The organism is Micromonospora rhizosphaerae (genome assembly GCF_900091465.1).
Taxonomy (GTDB): Bacteria; Actinomycetota; Actinomycetes; order Mycobacteriales; family Micromonosporaceae; genus Micromonospora; species Micromonospora rhizosphaerae.
Genome location: NZ_FMHV01000002.1, coordinates 1269483 through 1283523, shown reverse-complemented (window position 1 = coordinate 1283523; position 14041 = coordinate 1269483). Strand labels below are relative to the sequence as shown.

Sequence of the window (14041 nt, the reverse complement as noted above, 5' to 3'; positions counted from 1 at the left end):
GACAACTCCGCCGTCCCGCGGGGGCCGGGTTTCGGCATTTCCCCCCATGCCCCGATGAATTGGAGTGGCATGCAAAACGCCGTCCCTCGAACAGGGTCGCGCCGGCGCCTACTCGTCGCGCTACCCGCCATCGCGCTCGCGGCCACGACACTGACCGTGTCGAGCAGCGCTGCCGCACAGAACGCTGGTCCGATGCAGGCCACCATCGGATCGGACGAGTACTACATCAACTACTCCGAGCCTGCGGTGCAGCCGGACAACAAGCGCCCCGAGGTCAAGGGCAAGGACGGCATCTACACGTCGGCGGCCGACGAGGCGCGCGCGTTCGACCGCAAGTACGCCGGTGGCAACCCGGTGACCGCCAAGCAGCTGGCGAAGCTCGAGGCCAAGGCGATCAAGACCGGGCAGAACCCGCGCCAGATCAAGCAGGCCAAGGGCACCCAGACCGCCAAGCTGCTGACCCTGCTGGTGGAGTTCAACGACCAGGCGAACGACGACTTCACCAACGTCATGGTGCCCAAGACGGTCTTCGAGGACCGGGCCTGTGTCCCCGGCACCGTGCAGAACGGACCGCTGCACAACAACATCCCGAACCCGGCGAGCCTGCCGCACGAGGACAACAACTCGATGTGGGTACCGGACTTCTCGCCGCAGCACTACGACAAGATGCTCTACACCAAGGAGGGCATCACCGAGCGGGTCCGCACGGACCTGACCGGGCCGGACGGCAAGCCGGGCATCAGCCTGGCCGGCCGGACCATGCACAACATGTACCTGGAGATGTCGAAGGGTGCGTACACGGTCGACGGGCAGGCCAGCCCGTGGATCAAGGTGCCGCACTCCGAGGGCTGGTACGCAGCTTCCCGCTGCTTCCAGGACGAGGACGGCAACTGGGTCGCCGGCCGCATGCAGTCGATGAACGGACACCCGGACAACCCGCTCGGCGCGGGCAAGCTGGCGACCGACGCGATCGACACGCTGGCCAAGATGGACCCGGACTTCCCCTGGGCCGACTACGACATCGAGGACCAGGGCGACCGGGACAACGACGGCAACGTGTTCGAGCCGGACGGTGTGATCGACCACCTGGTGCTGGTGCACGCCGGCCAGGGCAAGTCGCGCGGCGGCGGTGACCAGGGCGTGTACGCCGTCTGGGCGCACTCCTCGGCGGTTGCCGGCGGCTACACCATCCCGGGCACCCAACTGAAGGTGTCGAACTACATCGTGCAGCCGGAGGACGCCGGCGTCGGCGTCTTCGCCCACGAGTTCGGCCACGACCTCGGTCTGCCGGACCTCTACGACACCTCCGGCAACGCCGACTCGGACGTCGACTTCTGGGACCTGATGGCCTCGGGCTCGCACTCCGGTGAGGTCTTCCAGGCGCTGCCGACCCACATGGGCCTCTGGGACAAGTGGGTGCTCGGCTGGGCCGACCCGCTGAACGTCAACCCCGGCTCGGACCCGCGGGACGTGCAGCTGGGCCAGACCTCCCGTACCCCGGTGGGCACCAGGGACGGCATCAAGATCAACCTGCCGAACAAGGTGATCACCATCGCGCAGCCGCACAGCGGCGGCAACATGTGGTACGCCGGCGCCGACCAGGACTGGGCCGATGTCAAGCTCACCCGCGAGGTGGCCGTCCCGGCCGCGGCCGACGCCAAGTTCTGGATGTGGAACAACTACGTCATTGAGGAGGACTGGGACTACGGCTTCGTCGAGGTCTCGACCGACGGTGGCGCGAACTGGTCCGAGCTGAAGGTCTACGACGCCAGTGGCAAGCTGGTCAGCACCGACGACGGCTACTCCGACCCGAACGGCCGGATGGCCGACTACGGCAAGGGGGAAGGCCGGGAAAGCAAGAAGTACGGCCTGACCGGTGACAGCCACGGCTGGCGGCACGACTACGTCGACCTGTCGGCGTACGCGGGCAAGACGGTACAGCTGCGGCTGCGCCAGGCGACCGACGCCGGCTTCCTGGAGCGCGGCTGGTTCGCCGACGACTTCTCGGTCACCGGCGGCGGGGCCACCACCTGGAGCGACGACGTCGAGAACGGCGCCAACGGCTGGACCCAGACCGGCGGCACCTGGACCGACACCACCGGGGCGGGTTGGCACATCGACTCGGGCACCTCGGTGAAGGCCCACTACTACCTGGCGGAGTGGCGCAACTTCGACGGCTTCGACAAGGGCCTGAAGTACGCGTACGACACGGTGTACTCGCACGAGGCGTGGAAGGTCGACAAGCTCTCCTACAACGCTCCCGGCATGCTGGTCTGGTACCGGGACACCACGTGGGGCAACGTCAACCACGCCACCGCGCAGCTGACCGCGCTGCCGAGCTACGGCGCCAAGGGTGGGCTGATGATCGTCGACTCGCACAACCAGCCGCTGCGCCGGCAGGGCGCGGCGGCCGAGAAGGACCCGGAGATTCGGGACAACCTGGACAGCCGCCCGCAGTCCTCCAACGCGGCGTTCTCGCTCAACTCGACGTACCCCTTCAAGGAGTGCCTGGAGGCGGCGGGCGAGCCGTACAGCGAGTACTGCACCAGCTTCGCGTCGCTGCCGGGGGTGCCGGCCTTCACCGACGCCAAGGGCTGGTACCCGGGGCTCGAGGTGCGGACCGTCAACGGCCAGCAGCGGCTCTACGCCCGCGACGCCGACGCCTCGGTGGTGATCCCGTCGCAGGGCAACGCGCCGTACACCACCCGGATCACCAACCCGGACGGCACCCCGGCCACGGGCCTCTACGGCACCGACCTCGGGTTCACCGTGCTGGGCTCGGGCGACCCGGGCGACCAGAACGTGGCCTACGGCGTCACGATCACCATCCTGAAGACCGCGAAGGACAACTCGTACGCCACGGTGCACGTCACCGCGGCGACCCCCTGACCTGAGCGGCCCGTCGGGCACGACGGGACACCCGGCGGGGCCCGTCCGGAGCACACTGCTCCGGGCGGGCCCCGTCGTTTCTTACACCGCGGATATCCGGTCGACATCCCGTGTGACATTTTCTCGGCCCCGGACGCTCCCTGACGGGGACTCCATAATCACCGTCACGCTATGTGATCGTGACTGAAACGTGACGTGAATGGCCCTTCGCCCGGCTCACCCATTGATCCTGATTTGTCGGTGAAAGATGGAAGATCGTTCAGTAATTGACCCGTGACAACCATGCAAACCTCTGCCATTGTGAGGGACGCATCACATGACAGTCCTCGCTCCGGCCTGTCCTGTCATGTAACAGATCCACAAAGGAGGAGGACCTTTGAGGAGACGAGTCACAGCCGGCCTGGCTTCGGCCGCGGCCGCGCTGCTGGCGGCGGGAGTCGTTGCGACTCCGGCTTCCGGCGCCCCGGATGCCGGGACGGCCCCCGGTTCCGACAAGGGGAAGCAACAGCGCAAGGACAACCTGCCTGACCCGCTCGCGGATCAGCAGCGGGAGGTCAAGAAGCAGGCCATCGCCGACCTGCTCCAGGGCAAGGCCAAGCTTCAGACGCGCAACGGCTCGAAGGTCATCCAGGTCAAGGACGACCTGTTCGTCGAGTACCAGCAGGCGCCGAAGGTCGACCCGATCTTCACGATCCTGGCCAACTTTGGCGACAAGACCGACCCGCGTACCGGCGGCACCCCCGGGCCGGCGGTCAACCAGATCCCCGAGCCGGACCGCAACTGGGACGGCAGCTCCACCGACGACAACAGCACCCTGTGGCGCTCCGACTTCAGCCGGCAGCACTACATGGACATGTTCTACGGTGAGGGCGAGGAGTCGTTCCGGGACTTCTACCTGAAGCAGTCCGGCGGGCGGTACACGGTCGGCGGCGACGTCAGCGACTGGGTCACCGTGCCGTACAACGAGGCCCGGTACGGCAGCAATGCCATCCCCGAGTCCGACGGTGCCTGGAACTTCGTCGGGGACAGCCTCAAGGCGTGGTACGACTCCCAGGTCGCGGCCGGCAAGAGCCTCGACGAGATCAAGCAGTACCTCACCCAGTTCGACAAGTGGGACCGGTACGACTACGACGACGACGGCAACTTCAACGAGCCCGACGGCTACATCGACCACTTCCAGGCGGTGCACGCGGGTGAGGGCGAGGAGGCCGGCGGCGGTGCCCAGGGTGCGGACGCCATCTGGTCGCACCGGTGGGCCGTGATGACCCCGGGCGGCCCGTCGTTCAACAAGAACGGCGGCGTGCAGATCGGCGACACCGGGTTCTGGATCCGTGACTACACCACGGAGCCGGAGAACGGCGGTCTGGGCGTCTTCGCCCACGAGTACGGCCACGACCTCGGTCTGCCGGACCTGTACGACACCGCCGGTGGCGACAACGGCGTCGGCTTCTGGAGCCTGATGGCGTCGGGTTCGTGGCTCGGCCACGGCACCGATGACATCGGGTCGACCCCGGGTTACATGGACCCGTGGTCGAAGCTGTACCTCGGCTGGCTGAACCACTCGACGGTCGACTACAAGAGCGGCACCACCCAGGTGACGCTCGGGCCGGCCGGCGACAGCGACGGGCCGAAGGCCCAGGCCGTCGTGGTCAACCTGCCCTCGCAGGAGGCCACGGTCGACTACAACACCCCGTACTCGGGCTCGAACGAGTGGTGGGGCGGCAGCGCCGACGACCTGAACAGCCGGCTCACCCGCTCGATCGACCTGACCGGGGCGACGGCGGCGTCCATCACCGCCAAGGCCCAGATCGACACCGAAGAGGACTACGACTTCTTCTACGCCGAGGTCTCGACCAACGGTGGTGTGGACTGGACGCAGCTGGGCAACTCGCTGATCGACGCCGGCGAGAAGGGCATCGACGGCGCCACCGGGCGCAAGTGGATCGACCTGACGTACGACCTGTCGGCGTACGCGGGGCAGAACGTGCTGTTCCGCTACCGCTACGAGACCGACGGTGGCATCCACTTCAACGGCGTCTTCCTCGACAACATCTCGTTGGTCAAGGACGGCGTCACGGCGTGGACCGACGACGCGGAGACGCAGTCGCCGGAGTGGACGACGACCCGCGGCTGGAGCCGGATCAACGGCTCCGTGCACGGCGTCTACCCGCGCTTCTACATCGCCGAGAACCGGACGTACTTCGGGTACGACGACACGCTGCGTACCGGCCCGTACAACTTCGGTTTCAACAACACCCGGCCGAACTTCGTGGAGCACTTCCAGAACCACCAGGGTCTCCTGGTCTGGTACGTGAACTACGCGTACGGCGACAACAACACCTCGGCGCACCCGGGCTACGGCCTGAACCTGCCGGTCGACGTCCGGCCCGGTTCGATCAAGGTCAACGGGGTGGGCAGCCTCACCAACCGGCGTAACGGCTACGACGCCACGTTCAGCCTGTACGCCAAGCCGGCCCAGACGTTCCACCTGAACGGCAAGCCGGTGACCGTGCCGCAGCTCGCGCCGGTGCCTGTCTTCGACGACACCCGGGCGAACAGCTACTGGACCGGAGAGAACAGCTGGAACTCGGTGAAGGTGGCCGGCCTGGGCACCCGGATCGAGATCCTCCAGCAGGGCACCACCCCGACCAGCGACATGGTCGTCAAGGTCACCAACTGATCGGGTAACACAACAGGTCCGGAGGGGCCGGTGGCGGAGACGCCACCGGCCCCTCGCTTTGCGCAGGCGATCGATCGGTGCGGATGTGACGCTGAGCAGCGATTCCGACAAGGATCTGCAACAAAATCGCCGCAGCCGTCTTCACACCCGTCGCAAGAGTGTCTATCTTCACCAGTGGCCCCACAGTGGACCGTCCGCCGGCCCGTACCCCCGTTGGGCCGGCTCCCCTCACACCGGAGGTACTCACGTGCGCAAAGTCGCAGTGGGTCTGCTCGGGCTTTCGTTGACGGCGACGGGACTGGTGGCGGGCACGACCGCCAGCGCCGCGCCGCAGTCGACGTTGCCGGCAGCCGCCCCGTCGGTTGCCGAGCAGGCTCAAGCGGACCACGATCTGCCGGACAAGCTCGAGGACAAGCGCCGCGCGCTGCGGCAGGAGGGCCTGAGCGAGGTCCTGTCCGGCCGGGCGAAGCCACAGAAGATCAACGGCAGCACCGTCGCCAAGGTCGGCGAGACCGCCGGCGGCGCGGCGGCCGCGGCCGGCGCCCGGACCGCAGCACCGGGCAGGGCAGGCAAGAAGGACCAGTACGTCGAGCTGGCCCGGGAGCGGACCGACCGGATCTTCGTGATCCTCGCCGAGTTCGGCGACGAGCGGGACCCCGCCTACCCGGACAAGGACATCGACCCGGACACCCCCGGCCCGACCCGGTTCGACGGGCCGCGGCACAACGAAATCCCGGCGCCCAACCGGGCGGTGGACAACTCCACCGTCTGGCAGGCCGACTACAGCCCGGAGCACTTCCGGCAGCTGTACTTCGGCACCAAGCCGGGCGACGAGTCGCTCAAGCAGTACTACGAGGCTCAGTCGTCCGGGCGGTACACCGTGGACGGCATGGTCACCGACTGGGTGAAGGTCAAGTACAACGAGGCCCGGTACGGCCGCTCGAACGACCCGATCCCGGACGACCAGCCCGACAACCCGGCCAACGACCCGGCGGTCTGCGACAGCATCGTCTGCCAGAACACCTGGGACCTGGTCCGGGACGCCGCCAACCAGTGGGTCGCCGACCAGAAGGCCAAGGGCCGCACCGACGCCCAGGTCAAGGCCGACATGCAGTCGTTCGACCGGTGGGACCGGTTCGACTACGACGGCGACGGCAACTTCAACGAGCCGGACGGCTACATCGACCACTTCCAGATCGTCCACTCCGGCGGCGACCAGGCCGACGGTGACCCGCACCAGGGCGAGGACGCCATCTGGAGCCACCGCTGGGCGGCGTACAACACCTCGCAGACCGGTCCGGCGAACTTCCCGATCGGCGGCACCGAGATCGGGAACACCGGCGTCTGGATCCGCGACTACACGATCCAGCCGGAGAACGGTGGCCGCAGCGTCTTCTACCACGAGTACGGGCACGATCTCGGCCTGCCGGACGACTACAACATCCTCAACGGCGGGGACAACAACAACGAGCACTGGACCCTGATGGCCCAGAGCCGGCTCAGCGGCAAGAACGACGGCGGCATCGGTGAGCGCGGTGGCGACCTGGGCGCGTGGAACAAGCTCCAGCTCGGCTGGCTGGACTACGAGGTGGTCAAGGCCGGGCAGAAGCGCACCATGACGCTCGGCCCGCAGGAGTACAACTCCCGCAAGCCGCAGGCCGCCGTGGTGGTGCTGCCGCAGCGGGAGTACACCTTCAACAACGGCAAGCCGTTCGAGGGCACCAAGCAGTACTTCTCCGGCAACGACGACGACCTGGACAACACCATGACGAGGACGCTCGACTTCACCGGGAAGTCGGCGGCGGCGCTGTCGATGAAGGGCCGCTACTCCATCGAGTCCGGCTTCGACTACCTCTTCTTCGAGGCGTCGCTGGACGGCGGCAAGACGTGGAGCGCGCTCCCCGGCACGGTCGACGGCAAGGCCCTCCCGCCGGTCTCGACGTCCGACCCGCGGCCGGCGCTGAGCGGCAGCAGCGGCGGCAGGTGGGTGGACATCAACATCCCGATGGATGCCCTCGCCGGCAAGGTCGTGCAGTTCCGGTTCCACTACCTCACCGACGGCGGGCTCTCCGCCGGCGGCTTCTTCGGTGACGCCATCACCGTGACCGCCGACGGGCAGACCCTGCTCAGCGACGGCGCGGAGAACGGCGCCGGCGACTGGGCGCTCACGGGGTGGAGCATCGCCGAGGAGACCTACACCCGGCTCTTCGACAACTACTACATCGCCGGCAACCGGACGTACGTCTCGTACGACCAGTACCTCAAGACCGGCCCGTACTACTTCGGTTACCTGAACAGCCGGCCGGACTGGGTCGACCACTACGCGTACCAGCAGGGCCTGCTGATCTCGTACTGGAACCTGCGGTGGGCGGACAACGACACGTTCGAGCACCCGGGTGAGGGTCGCAACCTGATCATCGACGCGCACCCGCGGCCGATCTACAACCTGACCGGCAGCCCCTGGCGGGCCCGGGTCCAGGTCTACGACGCGCCGTTCAGCCTGCGGAAGGCGGACTCGTTCACGCTGCACATCAACAGCCAGCCGCAGTACATCCGCGGCCAGGCCGGGCAGCCGCTGTTCGACGACACCCAGCAGTACTGGTACCCGGAGCTGCCGAACCACGGCGTCAAGCTCCCGGCCACCGGCACGAAGATCCGGGTGCTGGAGCAGAACGGCACCTCGGTGAAGGTCCGCTTCTCCTGACCCGATGTCGGATCAGCAGCAGGTGATGCCCGGGCAGGAGTCCTGCCCGGGCATCACCGCTTCCGGCCGCGGGCGACCCTGACCCGCGTCCCGGACATTCCCCTGATCCCCGCCACCTGCGAGGTCGTGGTCGGGACGCCGGGCCCTAGGCTGTGGCACATGACCGAGCGCCGTGGCGGACCTGCCGACGAGTCCTGCGTCCTGACCGAGGGGCCGTGGACGCACCGGTTCGTCGGCGCCAACGGCAGCCGGTTCCACGTCGTGGAGGCCGGCACCGGCCCGATGGTGCTCTTCCTGCACGGCTTCCCCGAACACTGGTGGGCCTGGCGGGAGATGCTGCCGGCGGTCGCCGACGCCGGCTTCCGGGCGGTCGCGGTCGACCTGCGTGGTTACGGCGCCAGCGACAAGCCACCCCGGGGGTACGACGGTTACACCCTCGCCGCCGACGTGGCCGGCCTGATCCGGGCGCTCGGTGAACGGTCGGCGACCGTGGTCGGCACCGGAGCCGGCGGCCTGATCGCCTGGACGGCCGCGTCGTTCCACCCCACCCTGGTCCGGCGGCTGGTGGTGCTCGGCGCGCCGCATCCGCTGCGGTTGCGCGCCGCCATCTTCGCCGACCCGCGCGGCCAGTTCGCCGCCGCCACCCCGACGCTGAAGTTCCAGCTACCCCGCTACGAGCATGTGCTGACCCGGAACGGCGCCGCGGAGGTGGAGGCGATCCTGCGCCGCTGGGGTGGGCCCCGCTGGGTGAACGGCCCGGATTTCGAGGCGTACGCCCGGTGCTGCCGGGAGGCGATGCAGATCCCGCAGGCGGCCTTCTGCGCGCTGGAGGGCTACCGCTGGGCGTTCCGGTCGGTGCTCCGGCTGCACGGCTACCGCTTCGTCCGGCTGATGCAGAGGCCCCTGGTCACGCCGACCCTCCAGCTGCACGGCGCGCTGGACACCGCCTCCCTGGCGCGCACCGCGCAGGGCTCCGGCCGGTACGTCACCGCCGCCTACGAGTGGCGGCTGCTCGACGGGGTCGGCCACTTCCCGCACCTGGAGGCGCAGGACGTGGTGCTCGGCGAGATCCTGCGCTGGACGAAGTCCTGACTCAGACCCGCTGCTCGCGCAGGTCGGCGACCTGATTGGCCGGCGCCCAGCCCTGGTAGACGCCGAAGTCGAAGGCCTCCAGGCCCATCTCACGGACGACCGGCCACCGTCCGCCGGTGTACTCCACCCGCAGCCAGCCCTCGTGCTCGCCCAGCACGATGAACGGCTGCCCCTGCCAGGTGCAGGTGGTCCGGACGTACGCCAGGTCGTCCACCTCGGACGCCGGCACCACCCGGACGTACCGGCCGGGGCGTACCTCCTCGAAGCCCTCGCCCGGCTCCGACTGGTAGAGCCGGACGTCGTCGCCGTCCGGGCTGGCCTGGTATTCCCGCCCTTGCCAGCGGGCCACGAAACCGTCGCGCATCACGCCTCACCGACCTGTCGCCAGAGCAGCGCGTCGCTGTCCAGGATCGCGATCACCCGCTCGGTGCCGTCCGCGCCGATCCGCCAGAGCTGCGCCCCGTGCGGCAGCCGGGCGCTGTCCACCTTGAACTCGGCGACCACGTCGCTGCTCTCGCCCGGGGCGAAGCCGTTGCCCCGGAACGGCGGACGCTCGATGACCCAGCCCTCCATCGCGCGCATCGCGGCCTCGTTCTGCCCGCCGTAGGGGATGCGGTAGAGGCTCGGCCGGTGCGCCGGCCAGCGGATCACGTAGATCTCCTCGGCGTCCCGGGAGAAGGGCGAGTCCGGGTGGCCGAGGCCGAGCGCGTCGTACAACTGCTCCGGGGTGGTGAGGTGGGCCAGCTCGCTGGCCCGGTGCACGAAGCCGGAGACCCGGTCGTAGCCCCGCTCCAGGTAGTAGGCGAGCTGACTCGGGGCGACCGCCTTCTGCATGGTCACCGGACGGGTCGGATCCGGGGCCGCCGCCGGTTGCCGGGCGCTCGCCGGCTCCGCCGCGGCGGGCGGCTCCGGCTCGCTCTCCGGGTCGTCGCCCAGCCCCACCTCGGCGGCCCAGTTGGCCAGCCCGATGATCTGCTCGCCGGGGTACTTCGCCCCGACCGGGGTGCCCGGGTTGACCGCGAACGACCAGGTCTCGTCCGGCCAGCGCCGGATGAGCTGGACGAACTTGACCCGCACCGTCTCGACCGGCCCGTCGGCCCGTTCCGCGAGCCGCTCCGGCGAGGTGTAGACCACCACGTACGGCTCGCCGTCCAGCTCCTCGGTCCGCCAGACGAAACCGGGTTCGCCGGGTCGGCTGCCCGGCGCCGAGTCCGGTGCGATCGGCAGCAGTACCCGGGCCAGCAGGAGCGTGGAGAGGAAGCTGTCGGTGCTGCCGCTGCCCGCCGCGCCGAGCAGGTCCTCCTCGACCTCGTTCGCCGGCACGAAGTCGGCCGGCGCCGGTTCCTCCCGCCCGCTGCTCCCGGCCGCAGGGGTCGGGCCGACGGCGTCGGCCGACGCGGGACGGGCGGCCTCGACCGGCACCTGCTGGCCCGCTCGGGGCGTCGCGGGCACGTCCCGCGCGGCCAGCGACACCGTCCGCTCAGCACCCAGCGACACCGTCCGCTCAGCACCCAGCGAGACGGTCTGCTCGGCGGCGGGCAACACGGTCGCGGCAGAGCCGGCCTGGGGGGCGGTGGGCTCCTCGTCGACCGGCGACGCGGTCGGCGTCGCCGAGGCCGCCGACTGGGCGGAGGCCGCGGGGGCGGTCGGCACCGCGGACGGCTCGGGGGCCACCCCGTCGGTGCCCGCCGACCTGGTGCGGGGCGGCCGCTCGGCCCACGGCGTACGAGCGGCGGGGCGAACCGCCTCGGTCTCGGTGAGGTCGCGGGACTCGATGACCGTGCCCTCGATGACGATCGGCGAGAAGGTGCGCCGCTGCGCGGGTGGCCCGGAGACCGGCTCGGCGATCGACGGGGGCAGCTCCTCCGGCTGCTCGGGGGCGGCGAAGTGCGCGGTGCGGCCAGACGGACCAGGCAGCTGCTCGGTCCGTTGGTCCGCCTCGGGCACCTCGGCTGACGGGGGGCGACGGCGGGGCAGCGCCTGGGTGGCCTCGTCGCCGGCCGCCGGGCCGGTGACCCGGATCGCCCTGGTCGGCTCCTCTGAGACGGGCTCGCGGCGCGGCGGGGCCAACGCCCGCGTCGTCTCCTCGGCCGGCGCGTCGACCCGGATGGCCCGGGTCGGCTCCTCGGCGAGCGACTCGGGGCGTGAGTGCGGAAGCGCCTGCGTCGTCTCCGCTGCGGGAGGGTCGAACCGGAACGCCCGGGTCGGCTCCTCCGGCACCGGCTCGTTCAGCGGTCGACGGCGCGGGAAGGGTTGGCCGCCCCGGCCGAGAAGGGACGGCGGCACGGCCCGTTCACCGGCCCGGTACGGCTGGTCGAGCGGCGACCCGCGGCGGAGAGAGCCCCCCGACGCGGGCTCGAAGAACGACCGGCTCCCGCCCCGCTCGGCGGCGGGCAGGCTGGTGCCCGGCCCGCCGGGCCGGCCGGCTCCGGTGTCGATGGCCGGACGGGGCGGGGCCGCATCGACCTCGGCCGGACCATCCGCCCGGCGGGCGGGCACGGCGTCCCCGACGCCCTCGGTCGGGCGGATGGGCGTCACCCGGGCGGACGCCGGCACGCGCAGGGGCTGGTCGGCCGCCGGCGGATCCGGCTGCCGTTCTGCCGGGGTCGGAGGCCGGGTCGGCGCGGCCGCCGCAGGAGGAAGCGACGGTGGGGTCGCCGTGGGCTGGACCGGGGACCGGGCCGGCGCGGTAGGGGCCGTCGGGGGCACGGTCGACGGCTCCCCCGGCGCAATGGGGACGGACCGACCCGGGGCCGGGACGACGGGCGCGCCCGGGGCCGGCGCCGGGTCCTGACCGGACGCGGTGGTGCCGGCCTGGGCCCGGGCGGCCGTCTCGGCCCGTGCCAGGCGGGCGCGGGCGCCCATGGTGCGGCCGGGCAGCCGGACGTCCCCCCGGGAGAGCTGCGCGACGAACCACGCGGGCAGGTAGCCCTCGATGGGCAGGCCCGGGTTGACCGCCAGCCACCATTCGTGGTTGGGCCAGTCGGCGGCCAGGTCGGCGAAGGCGATGCGGCGGCTGGTGCCGGCGCTCTCACCGAGGCAGGCACGCAACGCGGTGGCGGAGGTGAATGCCAGCACGTGCGTCCGCCCGCCAGTGGACCAGGTGCCCCACCCCATCGGCGCCTGCCCGGCGAGCGCCTGGGCGGAGACCGGCAGCAGCAGGTCGACGCGGGTCAGGATGCGGAAGTAGAGCTCCTGGTCCTGGGCGCGCAGCGCGTCCCGCATCGCCACCTCGGCCTCGGTGGCCGGCTCCCATCCGGTCACGGCCACCTCTCCTTTCGCGAACAGGCCACAGGCATCGCGTACAACCTACAAGGTGGTGACAAGATCATGGCTGGCCATCGGCGGTCCACCGGCCCGCGAATGAGGCGATAACATCCCGTTCCGGAGTCGACACGATACGGAGGCGGTCGATGCCCCGGCCCACCGCGCGCCCAGCCCTGGCCGCCCTGGCGGCGGTCCTCGGCGTCCTGCCGGCCGCGCCGTCGGCGGCCCGGGCGGCACCGGCCTGCTCCGCGCCGCCCGCGCCGGCTCGCCCGGTGGCGGACCAACCCTGGCCGCAGCAACGGTACGCCCCGGACCGGCTCGCCCCGCTGGCCACCGGGTCCGGAACGGTGGTGGCGGTGATCGACTCGGGGGTGGACCGTCGGCACCCGCAGTTGGCCGGACGGGTGCTCCACGGCACCGACTTCCTCGACCCCGGGGGTGACGGCACCCGGGACTGCGCCGGACACGGCACCGGGGTGGCGAGCATCATCGCGGGGGCGCCGCGCCCCGGGGTCGCGTTCCAGGGGCTTGCCCCGGACGCCCGCATACTGCCGGTACGGGTCAGCGAGCAGCAGGTGCTCGAGGGGCGGGAGTCGGGGCGTACGGTCGACGCGGCCGACTTCGCCCGGGCGATCCGCTGGGCGGTGGATCACGACGCCGATGTGCTCAACCTCTCCGTCGTGCTCTACGCGGACCGCCCGGCAGTCCGGGAGGCGATCGCCTACGCGGCGCGCCGGGACGTGGTCGTGGTGGCCGCCGCGGGCAACCTGCACGACAGCGGCGACCCCCGCCCGTACCCCGCCGCCTACGACGGGGTGCTCGGCGTGGGCGCGATCGGGGCGGACGGCAGCCGGGCCCCCTTCTCCCAGACCGGCCCGTACGTCGACCTGGTCGCGCCGGGCAGCGACGTGCTGATGGCCGCCCCGGAGCAGGGGCACCAGCGGGCGGAGGGGACGAGCTACGCAACGCCGTTCGTGGCGGCCACCGCGGCGCTGGTCCGGCAGTACCGCCCGGGGCTGACCGCGGACGAGGTGGCGCGGCGGATCGTCGACAGCAGCGACCCGGCCCCCGGGCACGGCGGCTACGGCTCTGGGGTGCTGAATCCGTATCGCGCGGTCACCGAGGCGCCGGGGCGGGTGGCCGGCGGGCCGCGCCGGGCAGCGGCCCTCGCGGTGGACCGCGTCGAACCCGCCGCCACCGCGCAGCAGGCCCGGCGGGAGAAGGCCCGGCAGCGAGCGCTGCTGGTGGCCGCCGCCACCGGGGCCGCTGCGACGGTCGCGGTGTTGCTGGCCGTGGTGCTGCCCAAGGGGCATCGCCGGCGCTGGCGCCCGGCCTGACCTGGGCGGCCTGGCCGGACTCACCTGACCCGGACGCGCCGGGCCACCGGAGACGTGAGCAGCGGCGGCGCG

The 14041-nt window shown here is 71.1% G+C and carries 7 protein-coding genes; 5 read left to right on the top strand and 2 right to left on the bottom strand.

What is annotated here, in order from left to right:
• Positions 1 to 192: 192 nt before the first annotated feature.
• The 4 genes from GA0070624_RS06225 to GA0070624_RS06210 all read left to right on the top strand — a co-directional run bounded on the left by GA0070624_RS06225 (position 193) and on the right by GA0070624_RS06210 (position 9365).
• Entirely contained in the window at positions 193 to 2889 is a 2697-nt protein-coding gene (locus GA0070624_RS06225) for an immune inhibitor A domain-containing protein (RefSeq protein ID WP_245718676.1), read from the top strand.
• 376 nt (positions 2890 to 3265) lie between these two features.
• Positions 3266 to 5569 (top strand): immune inhibitor A domain-containing protein, encoded by a 2304-nt coding sequence (locus GA0070624_RS06220; protein ID WP_091337455.1) that lies wholly within the window; start codon positions 3266 to 3268, stop codon positions 5567 to 5569.
• A 262-nt stretch (positions 5570 to 5831) separates the two neighbouring features.
• Positions 5832 to 8273, top strand: a complete 2442-nt coding sequence (locus tag GA0070624_RS06215) for an immune inhibitor A domain-containing protein (RefSeq protein ID WP_091337452.1) — start codon at positions 5832 to 5834, stop codon at positions 8271 to 8273.
• A gap of 159 nt (positions 8274 to 8432) precedes the next feature.
• On the top strand, positions 8433 to 9365 hold the full coding sequence (locus GA0070624_RS06210; RefSeq protein ID WP_091337450.1) for an alpha/beta fold hydrolase: 933 nt from the start codon (positions 8433 to 8435) through the stop codon (positions 9363 to 9365).
• A 1-nt stretch (position 9366) separates the two neighbouring features.
• Here GA0070624_RS06210 and GA0070624_RS06205 read toward each other — a convergent pair whose 3' ends face one another.
• Together GA0070624_RS06205 and GA0070624_RS06200 are read right to left on the bottom strand one after the other, a co-directional pair.
• Positions 9367 to 9732, bottom strand: a complete 366-nt coding sequence (locus GA0070624_RS06205) for a hypothetical protein (protein ID WP_091337449.1) — start codon at positions 9730 to 9732, stop codon at positions 9367 to 9369.
• Positions 9729 to 12629 (bottom strand): SseB family protein, encoded by a 2901-nt coding sequence (locus GA0070624_RS06200; protein WP_245718675.1) that lies wholly within the window; start codon positions 12627 to 12629, stop codon positions 9729 to 9731. Before GA0070624_RS06200 ends, GA0070624_RS06205 begins: the two co-directional genes overlap by 4 nt.
• 149 nt (positions 12630 to 12778) lie before the next feature.
• Between GA0070624_RS06200 and mycP the strand changes: the two genes are divergently transcribed.
• A complete protein-coding gene (gene mycP / locus GA0070624_RS06195) occupies positions 12779 to 13969 on the top strand; it encodes a type VII secretion-associated serine protease mycosin (protein ID WP_091337447.1) in 1191 nt (396 codons plus the stop codon).
• The last annotated feature ends 72 nt before the right edge of the window (positions 13970 to 14041 follow it).